We start from the raw sequence: 17,158 nt of genomic DNA, 5'->3' as shown, positions 1-17,158 counted from the left end.
GTTGCTCCCTGAACTGCCTGGCTTGGTCAGGGGCACTCTTGCTGGCGATGGCGAGGCTGCTCGTACTCTTTTTGTCTGTGCGGCAGGTATTGCCGTGTGCATGCTCCAGTGGCGATGGCGCGCAGCGATATATCCGCAGCTCCGGCGTGATACATCTCAGGAGGAGACCCCATGAGCTACCGCCGTTTGACACCCGAGGAGATCGAGGACCTACGAGCCGAGATGCGCGCCTCTGGGCAGTGGATGAAAGCTGAGCTGGCCAAGCGTCGCCGGGAGCATGGAGAGACGGATGCGGTTGAGACAAGTGCCTCCCCTATTACTAATGGCGAAGCCTCCCGATCAGCCCCAGGCGACGAGCAGGTTTGAGACAGGTCCGTGCGTATTACTAATGGTGAAGCCTAGCGCGCACTTCTGTGACCGATAACGACAGTCATTTTTCGTGCGTACGAAAAGAATGAATGGGTTTAGAGCTAGGGCAGGATTCGGCAAATGCTGGCGTATGCCGGCAAGCTTGCCTAGCCCACCTCCCAGCGGTGGAGAAAACTGGACTATGCCGAGAGTTGAAGCACGCCTGACAGAAATTGAGAAGAACGCCTGGGCGCAATTTTGTAAGGCCAACGGTCTGCGCGAGTCGGAAATGCTGCGGCGGATGATTCAGCGTGTTGCCGGTAGAGTTGAGATGGCGGAAGACCAGGAGGTCGAAACGAGGTCACGCAAGATCACAATCCGGCTATCGCCTACTCAGGAACGATGGCTAGTACAACGAGCCCGAAAGGAGGGCTATCCCAGCCGGACCAGTTGGCTCACGGCAATGGTGCTAGCTGAATTGCATAGGGAACCCGTGCTGGCCGATGACGAGATTTCCGCCTTGCGGGAATCCAACCGAGAGTTGACGGCCATCGGGCGCAACCTCAACCAGGTGGCTAGGGCAATAAATATCGAGTTTCGAGAGAGTGAGAAGCTCAAGCAAGATGCTATCGAGAAACTGATTGAGCGGATCGAGCAGCACAAGGAACATGTGACCGGCCTGTTGTCACGCAACATGAACCGCTGGGGGGATAATGATTAGCTCGACGAACCAGGTAATAGTGCGGGTTGATGGCCATGCTTACAACGCGCATCAAATTCAGCAAGATTTAATGGATATCAGCAAAAATGGCACTGTAGAGCTTGAAGACGAACGCGGCTTTATAACCCTGGGCGAAGACGAGGTTTGTGACTTGGCTAGGGACTGGTCGCAGGATCGGGGCAAGCGCAGGAAGAACACTCGTGACACCACCAATATCATCATGTCCATACAGGCCATTATTGATCCGAGCGACGTGAAGAATACCGTCCGGGAATTTGCCAAGCAGCAGTTTGGTCAGAATCATCAGTATGCCATGGCGCTCCACACTGATACGGACAGCCCACAAGTTCACCTTACGGTTAAGAGCCTGGGCTATGACGGCCATCGCCTGCATGTGAAAAAGGGCGACCCCAAGAAGTGGCGGGAGTCACTCGCCGCCGAGCTGGGGCGTCTGGGAATTAAAGCGAAAGCGACACTAAGAGTGCACCGAAGGGGGGAGGATGGGTAGTCTGGCTGACGACACTATTGCTGACCTGCTGGAAGGCCCGGTCACGAGTAAGGGTGGACGATCCGGCAACCGTGCGCGTGCCCGGCGAGTGGTGAACTATGTGCCCGAGGTCATGGTGAAGATCACCGGTAATGCCAAGGGAGCCGATCATGTCCAATCTCACCTGGACTACATCAGCCGCAATGGCAAACTGGAACTCGAGGATGAGCGTGGTGATGTGATCAAGGGGAAGGACGAGGTTCGCGCCCTGGCCAAGGATTGGTCGCTGGACCAAGGCAAGCGCCGGAAGAACACCCGTGATACGACCAATATCATCATGTCCATGCCCGCTGGAACTGAGCCGCGCGATGTGAAGAATGCCGTTCGGGCGTTTGCCAAGCGTCAATTTGGCCAGAACCATCAGTATGTCATGGCGCTTCACACCGACACGGACAGCCCCCATGTTCATCTCACGGTGAAGAACCTGGGCTATGACGGCTACCGGCTGAATGTGAAGAAGGGCGACCCCCAGAAGTGGCGGGAGGCCTTCGCCACTGAGCTGGAGCGCCGAGGGGTAGAGGCCGAGGCCACACCGCGTGCCACCCGTGGCGTGATCAAGAAAGGCGTCAGTCAAGTGGTGCGCCATATCCGCGAGAAAGACCAGAGGCCACAGGTGGACCAGGCGAAGGTCCGGGAGGTCCTTGAGGACTTCCGCGCCCAGCGGGCCGGAAAAGCCCCAAAGCCGCGGCCCTGGGAGGATCGCATCAAGGAGCGCCAGACCTACGTCCGCAAGGCTTGGCTGACGGCGGCCAAGAACTTGGCACAGAGCCGCGATCCCGACGACCAGGAGCTGGCCAAGCGCATCGTGGCTTTTGTGGGCTCCATGCCGCCGATGAAGGCTGAACGCCACGAGCTCGAGAAGAAGGTCGCTGGGCGGCTGCAAGGGAGTACTCAAACGCGCCAGGGGGGAGAAAACAGGAGGTTGAAGGATCAACAAGACGAAAGGTAGGTGAGCTCTGGGTAGAAGCTCAACCTAAACATGAGCCTGGCCTGGCGGAGCCGTCAGCACCTGAGAAGGATGAGGCCCAACTGGGCCTCATTTTGAGCCTGGACGATCGTGAGTGATGACGCTTGCACCCTCGATCGTAACGCGGGCAGCAGCACAGAGGGCTCTAGCCGAACGCCTCCTTGTTGAGCGATCAGACCATCAGGTAGGCGTCGGCTCAGATTGCCGTCTCCCCCGCAGTTACCGTAACCTACGGTAAATTATTATAACTGCGTCAAAATTACTAATTGGACTGTTAATGCGGGGATGAGGCTTGGAGATCATCGATAACGTCAGCCGGCTGCTCGGTGACGACCTGAAGGATACCCTGCGGCCCGGTGCTCGTCTCAAGATCGCGGCCTCCTGCTTCTCGATCTATGCCTTTGAAGCGCTCAAGGATGAGCTGGAGGCGCTTGACTCGGTCGAGTTCATTTTTACCTCACCTACCTTCGTCCCTGACCAGGCGAGTGACAAGTTCCGCAAGGAGCATCGCGAGTTCCACATCCCCAAGGCGGAGCGTGAGCGCAGCGTCCACGGCAGTGAGTTCGAGATCCAGCTCAAGAACAAGCTGACCCAGCGGGCCATTGCTCGTGAGTGTGCGGACTGGATGCGCCGCAAGGCCCGGTTCCGCTCCAACCGCGGACAGGCCGCCATGCAGCCTTTTGCCGGCGTTGCGGCCCCAGGCGGCGATACGGTCTATATGCCGCTGCAGGGCTTCACGGCGGTGGATCTGGGCTACCAGCAGGGTAACGCGATCTCCAACTTCGTCACCCGCTTCAGTGAGCCGGATCACACGTCCCGGTTCATGGCCCTCTTCGACCAGCTATGGCAGGACAAGGAGAAGCTCGAGGACGTCACCGAGCGGCTGCGCGAGCACATCGCCTCGGTCTATCGGGAGAACCCGCCGGAGCGCATCTACTTCCTGATGCTCTACCACATCTTCCATGAATTCCTGGAAGACATCAGCGAGGACGTGCTGCCCAACGACCGCACCGGCTACCAGGACAGCGCCGTCTGGCGGAAGCTGTTCAACTTCCAGCGCGACGCGGCCACCGGCGTCATCAACAAGCTGGAGACCTACAATGGCTGTATCCTGGCCGACAGCGTGGGCCTTGGGAAGACCTTCACCGCCCTGGCGGTCATCAAGTACTACGAGCTGCGCAACCGCTCCGTGTTGGTGCTGTGCCCCAAGAAGCTCGCCGACAACTGGTTAACCTACAACCGCAACCTGACCACCAACGTGTTGGCCCAGGATCGCCTGAACTACGACGTGCTCTGCCATACCGACCTGCAGCGCACCCGTGGCGAATCCTTCGGTATGCCGCTCGATCGCGTCAACTGGGGCAACTATGACCTGGTGGTGATCGACGAGTCGCACAACTTCCGCAACAACGACGTCTACAAGGATCGCGAGACTCGCTACCAGAAGCTGATGAATCAGGTGATCCGAGCTGGGGTGAAGACCAAGGTGCTGATGCTCTCGGCCACGCCGGTCAACAACCGCTTCACCGATCTGAAGAATCAGCTGGCGTTGGCCTACGAGGGCGAAGCCGAGAACCTGACACGCCATCTCAGCGGTGCCAAGGACATCGAGGGCATCTTCCGGCGCGCCCAGTCCACCTTCAACGAGTGGTCGGCGCTCCCGCCGGAGAAGCGCACCACGGGTGCCATCTTGCAGGCGCTGGACTTCGACTTCTTCGAGCTGCTGGATAGCGTCACCATCGCTCGCTCACGCCGGCATATCGAAACCTTCTACGACACCAGCGATATCGGCAGCTTCCCGGAGCGCCGCAAGCCGCTCTCGTTTCACTGTCCGCTCACCCATCGAACCGACGTGATCGGCTTCAACGAGATCTTCCAGCAGCTCTCCCAGCTCAAGCTCTCCGTCTACGCCCCGATCAGCTATATCCTGCCCAGCCGCCTCAAGAAGTACGAGGCAATGTACGACACCGAGGTGTCCAGTGGGGGAGGGCGCTTCAGGCAGGTGGACCGGGAGAAGAGCCTGCAGGCGCTGATGACCACCAACCTGCTCAAGCGCCTGGAGAGCTCGGTGGCGGCGTTTCGCCTGACCCTGGAAGGGCTGCAGGATAGCTACCAGACCATCCTGGATAAGATTGCGGCCTTCAAGCAGACCGGCCGTTCGGAGAGCTTCGCGGATATCACCGCGTCCTTCGAAGATGCCGACCCCGACGACGACAGCATTCCCATGCCGGGCGATACCACGGTGGGCAAGAAGGTCCAGATCAGCCTGGAGGACATGGATCTGCCGTCCTGGGAGCATGACCTGAGCACTGACCTGGTGTGGATCGAACTGCTGCTGGAGGAAATGGCCAAGGTCACCTCGGCCGACGATGCCAAGCTGCAGCACCTGAATACGCAGATCGCCAGCAAGCTGGCCTCGCCGATCAACCCCGGCAACCGCAAGGTAATGATCTTCACCGCCTTCGCGGACACCGCCAAGTATCTCTACGACAACCTGGCACCTGGCCTGCTGGAGAGCCAAGGCGTGCACACCGGCCTGGTGACCGGCAGCAACGCGCCGAAGTCCACCATCGGGGCCATGCCCAACAGTCGCCAGCACTACGACTTCCAGGGCCTGCTGACGCTGTTCGCCCCACAGGCCAAGAGCAAGGCCGTGGTGTACCCCGGCGAGCCCCGCGAGTTGGACATCCTGATCGGGACCGATTGCATATCGGAAGGCCAGAACCTGCAGGACTGCGACACCCTGATCAACTACGATATCCACTGGAACCCGGTGCGCATCATCCAGCGCTTCGGGCGCATCGACCGCATCGGCTCGCCCAACGCCAGCATCCAGCTAGTCAACTACTGGCCGGACATCAGCCTGGACGAGTACATCAACCTCAAGGAGCGCGTCGAGAACCGCATGGTGATCGCTGACGTCACCGCCACCGGCGACGATAACGTGCTCAATGCCCAGTCCAACGACGTCGCCTACCGCCGCGAGCAGCTGCGTCGGCTGCAGGATGAAGTGGTGGAGATGGAAGACCTCAAGTCCGGCGTGTCGATTACCGATCTGGGTCTGAACGAGTTCCGCATGGACCTGCTGGGCTACATGAAGGAGAACGGCGATTTAAGCAGTGTTCCCAACGGCTTGCATACCGTGGTGCCGACCCGCCCAGAGAAGGGCTTGGAGCCCGGGGTCATCTTCACCCTGCGCAATCTCAATCAGCGGGTAGGTCACCAAGGCAGTGGCCTGCAGCAGCAGAACCGCCTGCACCCGTTCTACCTGGTCTACATCAGCCACACCGGCGAGGTGATCAGCGACTACACCGAGGTCAAACGCCTGCTCGACCTGGCACGCACCGCCTGCAAGGGGCTGAGCGCCCCCGTCGAAGCCGTCTATCGCCCCTTCAACGAGGAAACCCACGATGGCCGGGAGATGCACGCCTACTCAAAGCTGCTGGATCAGGCTATCCGCTCGATGATAGAGGTGAAGGAGGATAGGGACATCGACAGCCTGTTCAGCGGTGGCGAGACCACGGCGTTGGTCGATACCATCGGAGGGCTCGACGACTTCGAGCTGATTACCTTCATCGTCATTCGTGAGGCGGGCTCAAACATGGGCACGGAGCGCCATGCGGCCAGCTGGGAACGCAAGAAAGAATCATGACGGCACCGCTCTATCTGTACCCTGCCAAGTCCGTGCTCGACCGCGTGGTCGCCAAGCAGCGCATCCTGGCGCATGTGCGGGCCACCGCCAAGCTCAGGGGACGCCTGCGGGATGAGGTCGCCCAGATCACTTGGCATGCCAAGCTCGCTTATAACACGATCAACCTGCCTGGCTCCTTTGAGGTGCCGGAGCTGCAGGTCTTCGTGATCACGCTCAAAGGCGAGGACTTGCACCGAGACGTGCTGCGGGCCATCGACCGTGCCATTCCTTTTCCGATTCTTTTCGAGCTACACGGCACCCGCGGCATCCGTGTCACCGCCGCCTACAAGCGGCCCAGCCAGGCCGACCCCAGCAAATGGGTGCTGGATGACCACTACGCCAGTAGCGACTGGCTGCCAGCTGAGATGCCCCGGCAACCGCTGCCTACGGCCATCGACCTGAAGCAGCTCTACCAGCAACTGCTGCGCAGCCTGCTCCCCGCCCCGCCGCATCAGGGCGAAGCCCTGCCGGATCAGCTGGAGCGGCTCAAGGCCGTGGAATCCCTCAAGAAAGACGCGGCGACCCTCGAGAAGCGCCTACGCAACGAGAAACAGTTCAACCGCAAGGTTGAGATCAACGCCAAGTTACGCGAAATTGAAAACCAAATACAAGCGATGATGAAAGGAGTAACCACATGAATGTTAGCTTTTTTAATCAAGCAAGTGATGTCTTTCTTGAGGTAGAGGTGAATCCGGATACTGCCGACACTTTTGAGAGTGAATATCTTGATATTACAGGTCAAAGGCCGGTGCTAGGCAGTGGTTATCAGCACCAGCGTAACAAGTGGGGACGTGAAGTGCGTGTGTACTTTAATGGCGAGGCGGAGCTTTTGGATGACCTAGCCTCGGCTGACGTGCATGTCGAGCAAGGAGAGCGTCCTTATCGATCTCGTTGGTCTTACAGAATCAATGATCGCGATTTTTTCTGGTCATTGATTCGCGCCGGTTATCGGTTAGGTGAAAATTGAAACCGATTATTTTTTCACTACTAAAATAGGCTGTGGGTGAAGATGGCAATCGAAAAGCTGGATATGTCAACGAAAGATGTTTCTCTTGAACTTGTGGACGCTATTGCTAAATTTTTGCCAGAAGCACTTACAGAGATCAGAGACGAGACGGGAGCACTGAAACGCGGTATCGACCTCTCTCTATTAAGGCAAGCGCTCCATGGGGTTATGATCGACGATGCGCAGGAGCGCTATCATCTCGATTGGCCTGGAAAACGTTCCGCATTAGTTGAGTCCAATTCAGCTATTCAGAAAACCCTTCGCCCATGTACTCAGGAGAGTGTGTCATTTTCTGAAACCCAAAATCTCTTTATTGAAGGTGATAATCTCGAAGCGATGAAGCTCGTTCGAGAGGGGTACCTGGGGAAAGTGGACGTCATCTACATCGACCCACCCTATAATACGGGGACGGACTTGATCTATGAGGACGATTTTTCATCAGATGCGTCTTCGCAGTTAAGTGTTACAAATCAAAAAGATGCGGAAGGCAACAGACTTGTAACGAACCTGAATAGCAATGGGCGATTTCATTCCGATTGGCTGACCATGATGTACTCGCGGTTGCGTGTTGCCAGGCAGTTACTGAGAGAAAGTGGCATCATTTTTATATCGATAGACGATAATGAAAAGGCCAACCTCCAAAAACTTTGTGAAGAGGTCTTTGGTGGATCGAATTTCCTCGGATGCTTTGTCTGGAAGCGTCGCAGCGGTGCCATGGATGCCGTTGCAAATCTTAGTGAAGACCATGAATACGTTCTGGTTTACACGAAAGCTGTCGCTTCCCTAAAAGGTGTGGAGCGCACCTTCGAGAAGTACTGCAATCCAGACAGTGACCCAAGAGGCGCCTGGATATCTGATAATCTCAGCGCGGGAAAGCCGGGGGGAGACACGTACTATTCCATTCGTGATCCTGACACCGGAAACGAGTTCTGGCCGCCGAAGGGGCGATACTGGCCCTATAGTCGCCAGACTATGGCCAAAAAAATATCAGAAGGGAGAGTGATTTTTCCAAAATCTTCAGAGGGAACGCCAATGTTGAAACGGTTTGCCTCGGAAGCCATGAAGCCAACCATTCCGGTTTCATCATGGATAGAGAGGCCTGGCTCCTCTGCGGGTCAAAGTACAATAGTTTCGCCAATGAATAGCTTTGCCACTAGAGAGATGAAAAATCTTTTTGGCGAAAAGCTGTTTTCGTTTCCCAAGCCGGTGGAGTTGATCCAGGCTATTATCGAACAGGGAGCGCCGGAAGATGCGCTGGTAATGGATTTTTTTGCTGGGTCTGCGACAACAGCTCATGCGGTTTTTACATGCAACGCTAAAGACGGTGGAAATCGCAGGTTCATTCTGGTGCAGCTGCCTGAAGAAATCGAAAAAACATCTGCTGCATATAGCCAGGGGTTCAAGACGATTGCCGACCTTGCCAAAGAGCGCATCAGAATTGCCGGGAAGAAAATCCTCGGAGGCGAATGCCACATTGGGTGGAAAAAAGATGTTGGCTTTCGCGTTCTCAAGGTAAGCACTACCAATATGAAGGATACTTACTACCGGCCAGACAGCCTGTCGCAGCAGGGGCTGCTCGACTCTGCGGAGAACGTCAAAGAAGGCCGCACTCCTGAGGATCTTCTGTTTCAAGTATTGGTTGATTGGGGAGTGGATCTTTCTCTTCCCATTTCTCGCCAGGAGGTTGCTGGAAAAACCATCTTCTTCGTCGATGGGGACGAAAAGCATATGGCCCTGGCCGCCTGTTTCGACCTGGATATCGACGAGGCCTTCGTCAAGCAGCTCGCCGAGTACGAGCCGCTGCGCGTGGTGTTCCGCGATGCCGGCTTTGCCAGTGACAGCGTCAAGATCAACGTCGAGCAGATCTTCGCCCAGAAGTCGCCCAATACAGAGGTGAAGGTGATATGACCAAGGGCAAAAATAGCCAGGGCAGCCAACTGATTCGCAACAGCACGGCGGAGTTTCTGATTTTCACCGGGCAAAATGGTGAGCAGAGCATCGAAGCTCGCTACGAAGATGGCACCATCTGGCTCTCGCAGAAGCTCATCGCCGAGCTGTTCGGTGTCACCAAGCCCACCATCAATGAGCACCTCAAGAATGTTTACGTCGAGGGCGAGCTGGACCGTGAGGCAACTGTTAGGAAATTCCGAACGGTTCAACAGGAGGGGCAGCGAGAAGTCTCCCGCTCGGTGGAACACTACAACCTGGATGCCATTATTTCGGTAGGCTACCGGGTCAACTCGATCCGTGCGACCCAGTTCCGGCAGTGGGCGACTCAGGTACTCAAGCAATTCGCCATCAAGGGCTATGTCATCGACAAGAAACGGATGGAGAACGGCAGTTTTCTGGGGGAAGACTACTTCGAGCACTTGCTGGCCGAGATTCGCGAGATCCGGCTCAGCGAACGCCGTTTCTATCAAAAGATCACCGATATCTATGCGACCAGCGTGGATTACAATCCCGCAGCGCCTACCACCAAGGAGTTCTTCGCCAAGGTGCAGAACAAGCTCCACTTCGCCATCCACGGCCATACCGCTGCCGAGCTGATCAAGGCCAGGGCGGATAGTCGCAAGCCGCACATGGGCCTCACCTCATGGGATAACGCTCCGGATGGCAAGGTGGTCAAGACGGATGTGGCTATTGCCAAGAACTACCTGACCCAGCAGGAACTGGAGTCGCTGGGGCGAATCGTCAACGCCTACCTGGATCTTGCCGAGGAGCGCGCTCGCCGCAATATCCCCATGACCATGGAGGATTGGGCCAAGCGGCTGGATATGTTCCTGGAATTCGATGATCGCGAGGTGCTACAGGATAGCGGGAAGGTAACCGCCAAGTTGGCCAAGGCGTTCGCGGAAAGCGAGTTCGAGAAGTTTCGTATTGTCCAGGATCGCCTGTTCGAGAGTGATTTTGACCGCATTCTCAAGGACGGTGATACGGAACAAGGCGGGGAGAGCGAAACGCCATGAAGCTCAAGTTCAAGACTCAGGAATACCAGACGCGGGCCGTCGAGGCGCTGGTGGACTGCTTTGCTGGCCAGCCCTTCAGTAGCGGCATCCGCTACCGCATCGACCCGGGTGAGACCGCTTATCTGGCGCAACCGATGCAGCGAGATATGTATGCCTCGCCAGACCTCGACGACGCCGGCTTCAAGAACGCTGCGCTGGAACTTTCCGAGGTCGAGCTTCTAAGCAATATCAAGGCGGTGCAGCGCCGCCAGAACCTGCCGCTCTCCGATGGCCTAAAGAAGGATGACAAGACCGGCTGCCCCATCAATCTAGACGTGGAGATGGAGACCGGCACTGGCAAGACCTACGTCTATCTGAAGAGCATGTTCGAGCTGAAGCAGCGCTACGGCTGGAGCAAGTTCATCGTGGTGGTGCCCAGCATCGCCATCCGCGAGGGGGTCTACAAGTCGCTGCAGATCACCGCCGACCACTTCCTGGAGAGCTACGGGGAGAAGGCGCGCTTCTTCATCTACGGCTCGAAGCAGTTGCACAACCTGGAGAGCTTCTCCTCGGATGCCGGCATCAGCGTGATGGTCATCAACGTGCAGGCCTTCAACTCCCGTGGCGCCGACAACCGTCGCATCTACGACGAACTGGACGACTTCCAGTCGCGGCGTCCCATCGATGTCATCAAGGCCAACCGGCCGATCCTGTTCCTCGATGAGCCGCAGAAGATGGAAGGAGGCAAGACGCTCAGTTCTCTGAGCGAGTTCAATCCTCTGTTCATCGTGCGCTACTCGGCCACCCACAAGACAACCTACAACAAGATCCACCGCCTGGACGCTCTGGACGCCTACAACCAGAAGCTGGTGAAGAAGATCTCGGTACGTGGTGTCACCACCAAGGGTCTCACCGGTACCGATGCCTATCTTTACCTGGAAAACATCGAGACGGCCAAGAACAAGCCACCCATAGCCTGGGTCGAATATGAACAAAAGACGGCCAGTGGCCCGAAGCGCAAGCGCCGCAAGCTGGGCAAGGGCGACAACCTTCATGAGATGTCAGGCGGGCTGGATCAGTACAAGGGGTTCGTCGTTTCGGACATTGACGCCCGGGTGGACCAGCTAAGCTTCACCAACGGCGTCGAGCTCACCGCCGGGGAGGTGACCGTCGATGTCACCGAAAAGGCGCTACGCCAGATTCAGATCCGCGAGGCGGTCAAGGCGCATTTCAAGAAGGAGCAGCTGCTTTTCTCCCAAGGGGTCAAGGTGCTCACGCTGTTCTTCATCGATGAGGTGGCCAAGTACCGCCAGTACGATGCGAGCGGCGAAGCGCTGGGCGAATACGCCGAAATGTTCGAGGAGGAATATGATCGTCAGCTCAACCAGGTACTGACCCTGGAGGATAGTGCGTACAACCGATACCTGAAGGGCATCAGCGCATCAAACACCCACAACGGCTATTTCTCCATCGACAAGAAGTCCAAGCGCCTCGTCGACCCCAAGACCAAGGCGCGCTCCACCGAGACGGACGATGTCGATGCCTACGACCTGATCCTCAAGGACAAGGAGCGTCTGCTCTCCTTCGAGGAGCCCACCCGGTTCATCTTCTCCCACTCCGCACTACGGGAGGGCTGGGACAACCCCAACGTCTTCGTCATCTGCACGCTTAAGCATAGCGATAACACCATCTCTCGGCGCCAAGAGGTGGGGCGCGGCCTGCGTCTGGCGGTCAACCAGCTGGGGGACCGCATGGACGACCCGCTGACGGTGCACGACATCAACGAGCTGACAGTGGTCGCCAGCGAGAGCTACAAGAACTTTGTCGACGCGTTGCAGCGCGATATCAGCAACGACCTCTCCGAGCGCCCGCGGGTCGCCGATGAGGCCTACTTTACCGGCAAGCTACTCGTGTCGGATGAGGGCGAGGTAGAGGTCACGCCCGCCATGGCCAAGGAGATCTACCGCTATCTGCTCAAGCACGACTACACGGATAGCGCCGATCATATTACCGAGGCGTACCACCAGGCCAAGGAAGACGGCACCTTGGCCGAGCTGCCGGAGTCGCTGCAGCCCCATGCACAGCAGGTCTTCCAGCTTATTGACAGCGTCTTCAGCAACGCCCAGCTGCCGCATATCGAGGACGGCCGCAAGGCCAAGCTGAACCCACTCAACGACAACTTCCACAAGAAGGAATTTCAGGAGCTCTGGGAGCGTATCAACCGCAAGGCGGCCTACTCCGTCAGCTTCGACTCCAACGAGCTGATCGAGAAATGCGTGGGCTACCTGGACCTGAAGCTCAACGTGAAGCGCCTGGAGTATCAGGTGGAGCGCGGCACCCAGAAGGCGGAAGCCAGCTACCAGGACATGACCAGCGGGCAGGCCTTCACCGTCAACGAGAGCGAGCGGGTTAAGCATGATGGCTCGCTTCACTCGGCGGTTCAGTACGACCTGATCGGCCGCCTGGCCGAGGCCACGCAACTGACACGGCGCACCGTCGCGGCGATTCTCTCCAAGACCCAGCCGAAGACCTTCAAGCAGTACCAGATGAACCCTGAGGACTTCATGGCCCAGGCCGCGAAGCTGATCAACGAGCAGAAAGCCAGCATGGTGGTCGAGCATATCAGCTACGATCCCATCAACGGGCAGCACAGCCGGGAAATCTTCACCATCGAGAAGCCGGAGAACCAGCTGGATCACGCCTACAAGGCCAACCGCCACGTCTACGACTACGTGGTGACCGATTCCAAGATTGAGCGGGACTTTGTCAAAGAGCTCGACACCGGCAAGGAGGTGGTGGTCTACGCTAAGCTGCCGAAAAGCTTCTTCATCCCGACGCCGGTGGGCAACTACAGCCCCGACTGGGCCATCGCCTTCAACGAGAACGACGTCAAGCACGTCTACTTCGTGGCCGAGACTAAGGGCAGCATGTCATCACTGGAACTGCGTGAGATCGAGCAGGCCAAGATCAAGTGTGCCAATGAATTTTTCGACACCATCGCGACAGCGAAGGTGAAGTATGATGTCGTAGATTCCTATGACAAGCTGATAGATTTAGTTCGCTGACAAAAAATAAAGTTATTAAATAATTTGCAAACTACAACTATGAGGCAGGGATATGTCAAGTGGAGAAAACAGGATTATAGAGAGGGAGCGTGGAAGCGTAAAGCTGTGTTTTTCATCTAGTAGGGGGGATCTATTAGAGAGAAGCTTTGAGGAAGTTTCAGAAGCTGTCAAAGAATCTTGGAGAACTTCTCTAAAAGTTACTCCTATCAACGCACTTGACCCATGTTCTGAAATTAAAAGTTTGCGGCAGCCTCAGGTTTCAGCACTATATTCTATTTTGTCTCACTTGACTGGGCATGAAAGAAAAGATGTTACTGTTGTGATGCCGACAGGAACTGGAAAAACTGAGACAATGTTGGCTTCCATATGTGGGCTGCCTGTTGATAAAGCATTAATAGTGGTGCCGACAGATAGCTTGCGCGAACAAACTTTTAATAAGTTCATTGGCTTGGGAAAGTTGAGGGAGTTAAATGCGATACATAATGAAACTCTTAATCCAGTAGTTGCGTTAATCTCAGGGGGGGTTGAAAGTGATGAAGAGCTTAGTTTTCTTCTGTCCGCTAATGTGATTGTGACCACGCCGCATTCTTTGAATCTTGCAGGCCCACAGATCAAGAAAAAGCTTTTTCAAGCTTGCAGCCACTTGTTTGTAGATGAAGCCCATCACGTTAAAGCTAAAATCTGGAGATCTGTGAAAGAGGCATTTTCTGGAAAGGATGTTGTTCAGTTTACAGCTACTCCATTTAGGGAAGATAGGGAGAAAGTGGGGGGTAAGATAATTTACAACTACCCGATCTCCCTGGCGCAAAAAAGTGGTTATTTTAGGAATATTACATTTAAGTCTGTATATGAAGTTAGCGATATTGTTGGCGATGAGAAAGTCGCTGAAACAGCAGTAGCTCAATTGCGAGAAGATTTATCGAATGGCTACGATCACATCCTTATGGCAAGGTGTGAGACAAAGCAAAGAGCAAACGACGTGGGGGAGATATACAAGGAGAAATGTGGTGACTTAAATCCAGTGGTTATTTATAGCGGTATGGCTGGTCAGAGAAGAAAGTTGAAAGCAGTTGTTGATAAAGAACACCGTGTTGTTGTTTGTGTTAACATGTTAGGGGAAGGCTTTGATTTGCCAGAGCTAAAAGTTTGTGCCTTGCATGATATACATAAAAGCCTGCCTATAACCCTGCAGTTTGCTGGGCGATTTGTGCGAGATCGTCCTGATTTAGGAAACCCTACCTTTGTAGCGAATATCTGTGACCAGAGGGTCGAAGATACTTTAAAGAGCCTGTATGAAGAAGATCCTGATTGGAATAGATCTCTCCAAAGGATCAGTGAGGCAAGCATTAAGAGAGAGGTGGAGTTTCAGGAGTTTATTGAGAACTCAATAACAACAGGAAATGAAATTCCGCTGGAAAATATAAAACCTGCGCTAAGTGCAATTGTGTACAAGGTTGATTCTGCAAGCTTTGATGTTGATACATCTAAAGTGCCTTTGGAAAGAGGTGAGAAGCTAGTAGCTTCAATAAAGATATCAAGCCCTAATATTCTGGTGCTAGTGACAAAAATAGATGTTTCTACAAAATGGGCTCCGTTGTCTGAGTTGTCTCAAGTCGAGTGGCGTCTTGTTATAGCTTTCTATGATGAAGAGGAAGGCCTGCTATTTATACATGATTCTTCTAAAACTGGAGCTAGATTTCGTTTGGTGAAATGTCTGGCAAAGAATCCAGACCTCCTTAAAGGTGATCATGTTTTCAAAAGTTTTGGTAACATCGAAAGGCTGGTTTTACAGAACGCGGGGCTTAATAAAGGTAGGCGTGGCCCTTTGCGCTATGTAATGTATACAGGTATAGATATCGAAACTGCAATCAATGACTTGGCTCAGGGTAGCTCTTATAAATCAAACTTATTTGGAAAAGGCTTTGAGAGTGGGTCGAAAGTTAGCATAGGCTGCTCTTATAAGGGCCGAGTATGGTCTATGAGTAGCGCGCCTGTTATTGATTGGATAGATTGGTGTCGAGAAATAGGAAGTAAGCTTAATGATGATCATATAAACCCAAATGCGATACTGGATAAGGTTATGAGGACAAGAGAGGTCAGTCATATCCCTGACTTGGTTCCAATATGCCTGGATTGGCCTGACTATTTGTTCGAGTATGGATTTTCATCAGTAAGTCTAGAGGTGGTGGGGAGGTCCTATAACCTTGAGGATGCCTGTTTCTCAATTTTTGACTTCCAGCCGGGGAAGGTTAATTTTGATGTTTCTGTTGGTGGTTTTTCAGAAAAATATAGCTATACGATTTCTCAGAATGGGTATCAAATTAAAAGGCTAGGCGGGGATTTTTTGTATTTAAATAATAAAGATGGAAAAAGGCTGTTGGAGGAATTTTTTAATAATGAAGAATCTCCTTCGGTATTCTTTGAGGACGGTTCTAAGCTATTTGAGAACTTGCATATTGTTCGTCCGGATGATTTTACAATCCCTCATTATAGAGTTGGTTTATTGAAACAGTGGTCCTGGGATGTCAACGTGAGGAGAGAGTCCCAAGGAGAGGAAAAAAATAAAGATACTGTTCAATATGCCGTGATTTCGAAAATTGTACAACAGCATGAAAGCTGGATTGTGTTTGATGACGATGGAGCTAATGAGGTAGCAGACATAGTCTCATTTAGGGATGAAGGTGAAGTGTTGGTGATAGAGTTTTTTCATCTTAAGTATTCCCATGGTGCTTCCCCAGGGTCGCGCATTATTGATTTTTATGAAGTCTGTGGGCAGATCGTTAAGTGCTGCAAATGGGTTGGCGAATTTGATAAGCTGATAGATCAGTTGAAGAAAAGGGAGCGTTCACGTGTTAATGCTAGTAAATCTAGTCGGTTAGAAAAAGGAGAGTTCCGTGACTTTGAGTTGCTAAGACAACATGGTGGGCGCCTTAGGAAAGAATATAAGTTTTATGTTGTTCAGGCCGGCTTGGATACCAAGAATGTTAGTGCTGACGTTTTGTCACTTCTTGGCTCTATTGATTTATACGTAAAAGAGACAACTGGAAATAATTTAGTTGTTATAGGGAGTTGACGTCTTATAAAAAATAAATGTTAAGGTTTGTGACCCGACGGCCTGTTAAATTAAGTTATGTTGATTTGCATTTTTGTTTCGAGGTAGAGGTAGAGGTAGACCTCCACCTACACACTGGAATTGGGTCGCTCTAGGTGTGTAAACCCACCAGGTTGTTCACGGAAAGCCCCAACCGGCTGACGGGAGGTTGGTAGTCCAGACTGGCATGCGGACGATGCCAGTTGTACTGGTGCAACCAAGCTGGCAGATGCTGGCCTCGCTGCTCTGAGCTCTCATAGGACCGCGAATAGGCCCACTCGCGCAGGGCGCTTTGAATGAACCGCTCGGCTTTGCCATTGGTGCGAGGCGTATAGGGGCGAGTGCGCTTGCGCTTCAGCCCCAGACGCCGGCACAGGCGGTGAAATGCCCCGGCCCGGTAGCAGGCGCCGTTGTCGGTCAGCACCCGCGTGAAGCGGATCCCCAGCCCCCGGTAATACCGCACGGCCTCCAATAGCGCGTAACACGCGCTCCAGCCGGTTTCATCAGGGTAGCGGGTGCCGAAGGCCACACGAGAGTGATCATCGATCGCGATGTGGACATACTCCCACCCAGCGCCACGGGTGTTCTGCTGGCGATCACCGGTCACGCGGTGTCCCGGGCGCGCGAAACGGCCGAGCTTCTTGATGTCCAGATGCAGGAGATCTCCCGGCGCGTCATGTTCGTAAGCGGTCCACAAAACCCATCTTCTACGGCTGAATAGCGCCCGTCAGACTGGTGTCACCCGATAACAAGGAGGACACCATGAACGAGCTGACC

The 17,158-nt window shown here is 54.4% G+C and carries 10 protein-coding genes and 1 pseudogene; 10 read left to right on the top strand and 1 reads right to left on the bottom strand.

The features are described 5' to 3' along the window. Nucleotides 1–550 precede the first annotated feature (550 nt). The 10 genes from BUA41_RS02600 (at nt 551) to BUA41_RS02560 (ending at nt 16,363) form a co-directional block, all read left to right on the top strand. Nucleotides 551–1,069 carry a plasmid mobilization protein gene (locus tag BUA41_RS02600; protein WP_072819478.1) on the top strand — a complete coding sequence of 173 codons (519 nt, stop codon included), beginning with the start codon at nt 551–553 and terminating at the stop codon, nt 1,067–1,069. Beyond that, a complete protein-coding gene (locus tag BUA41_RS02595) occupies nt 1,062–1,577 on the top strand; it encodes a relaxase/mobilization nuclease domain-containing protein (protein ID WP_072819477.1) in 516 nt (171 codons plus the stop codon). Before BUA41_RS02600 ends, BUA41_RS02595 begins: the two co-directional genes overlap by 8 nt. After that, complete coding sequence (locus tag BUA41_RS02590) at nt 1,570–2,565, top strand: relaxase/mobilization nuclease domain-containing protein (protein WP_072819476.1); 996 nt, start codon at nt 1,570–1,572, stop codon at nt 2,563–2,565. The genes BUA41_RS02595 and BUA41_RS02590 overlap by 8 nt, the downstream gene beginning before the upstream one ends. A gap of 310 nt (nt 2,566–2,875) precedes the next feature. After that, nucleotides 2,876–6,235: a helicase-related protein gene (locus BUA41_RS02585; protein ID WP_072819475.1), complete on the top strand. Its 3,360-nt coding sequence runs from the start codon at nt 2,876–2,878 to the stop codon at nt 6,233–6,235. Next, complete coding sequence (locus BUA41_RS02580; protein WP_072819474.1) at nt 6,232–6,912, top strand: DUF4391 domain-containing protein; 681 nt, start codon at nt 6,232–6,234, stop codon at nt 6,910–6,912. The genes BUA41_RS02585 and BUA41_RS02580 overlap by 4 nt, the downstream gene beginning before the upstream one ends. Beyond that, nucleotides 6,909–7,241 (top strand): hypothetical protein, encoded by a 333-nt coding sequence (locus BUA41_RS18845; RefSeq protein ID WP_139249040.1) that lies wholly within the window; start codon nt 6,909–6,911, stop codon nt 7,239–7,241. The genes BUA41_RS02580 and BUA41_RS18845 overlap by 4 nt, the downstream gene beginning before the upstream one ends. A 42-nt stretch (nt 7,242–7,283) precedes the next feature. Next, on the top strand, nt 7,284–9,188 hold the full coding sequence (locus BUA41_RS02575; protein WP_084671090.1) for a site-specific DNA-methyltransferase: 1,905 nt from the start codon (nt 7,284–7,286) through the stop codon (nt 9,186–9,188). Continuing rightward, nucleotides 9,185–10,246 (top strand): virulence RhuM family protein, encoded by a 1,062-nt coding sequence (locus tag BUA41_RS02570; RefSeq protein ID WP_072819473.1) that lies wholly within the window; start codon nt 9,185–9,187, stop codon nt 10,244–10,246. Before BUA41_RS02575 ends, BUA41_RS02570 begins: the two co-directional genes overlap by 4 nt. Then, nucleotides 10,243–13,290, top strand: a complete 3,048-nt coding sequence (locus tag BUA41_RS02565) for a type III restriction-modification system endonuclease (RefSeq protein ID WP_072819471.1) — start codon at nt 10,243–10,245, stop codon at nt 13,288–13,290. The genes BUA41_RS02570 and BUA41_RS02565 overlap by 4 nt, the downstream gene beginning before the upstream one ends. A gap of 52 nt (nt 13,291–13,342) precedes the next feature. After that, complete coding sequence (locus BUA41_RS02560; protein WP_084671087.1) at nt 13,343–16,363, top strand: DEAD/DEAH box helicase; 3,021 nt, start codon at nt 13,343–13,345, stop codon at nt 16,361–16,363. Nucleotides 16,364–16,493: 130 nt separating this feature from the next. On the opposite strand, the pseudogene BUA41_RS02555 reads toward BUA41_RS02560, so the two are convergent. After that, nucleotides 16,494–17,066 (bottom strand): annotated as a pseudogene (locus tag BUA41_RS02555) (integrase core domain-containing protein); the annotation flags it as partial. Nucleotides 17,067–17,158: the final 92 nt, after the last annotated feature.

This window comes from Modicisalibacter ilicicola DSM 19980 (genome assembly GCF_900128925.1).
Lineage (GTDB): Bacteria > Pseudomonadota > Gammaproteobacteria > Pseudomonadales > Halomonadaceae > Modicisalibacter > Modicisalibacter ilicicola.
The sequence above is the reverse complement of the archived record's forward strand: the minus strand, read 5'-3'. Positions and strand labels throughout refer to the sequence as shown.

Excerpts from the sequence above, each read along its gene's own strand:
- BUA41_RS02575 (WP_084671090.1), top strand. The coding sequence starts at position 7,284 with ATGGCAATCGAAAAGCTGGATATGTCAACGAAAGATGTTTCTCTTGAA.
- BUA41_RS02600 (WP_072819478.1), top strand. The coding sequence starts at position 551 with ATGCCGAGAGTTGAAGCACGCCTGACAGAAATTGAGAAGAACGCCTGG.
- BUA41_RS02565 (WP_072819471.1), top strand. The coding sequence starts at position 10,243 with ATGAAGCTCAAGTTCAAGACTCAGGAATACCAGACGCGGGCCGTCGAG.
- BUA41_RS02595 (WP_072819477.1), top strand. The coding sequence starts at position 1,062 with ATGATTAGCTCGACGAACCAGGTAATAGTGCGGGTTGATGGCCATGCT.
- BUA41_RS02560 (WP_084671087.1), top strand. The coding sequence starts at position 13,343 with ATGTCAAGTGGAGAAAACAGGATTATAGAGAGGGAGCGTGGAAGCGTA.
- BUA41_RS02570 (WP_072819473.1), top strand. The coding sequence starts at position 9,185 with ATGACCAAGGGCAAAAATAGCCAGGGCAGCCAACTGATTCGCAACAGC.
- BUA41_RS02580 (WP_072819474.1), top strand. The coding sequence starts at position 6,232 with ATGACGGCACCGCTCTATCTGTACCCTGCCAAGTCCGTGCTCGACCGC.
- BUA41_RS02590 (WP_072819476.1), top strand. The coding sequence starts at position 1,570 with ATGGGTAGTCTGGCTGACGACACTATTGCTGACCTGCTGGAAGGCCCG.
- BUA41_RS18845 (WP_139249040.1), top strand. The coding sequence starts at position 6,909 with ATGAATGTTAGCTTTTTTAATCAAGCAAGTGATGTCTTTCTTGAGGTA.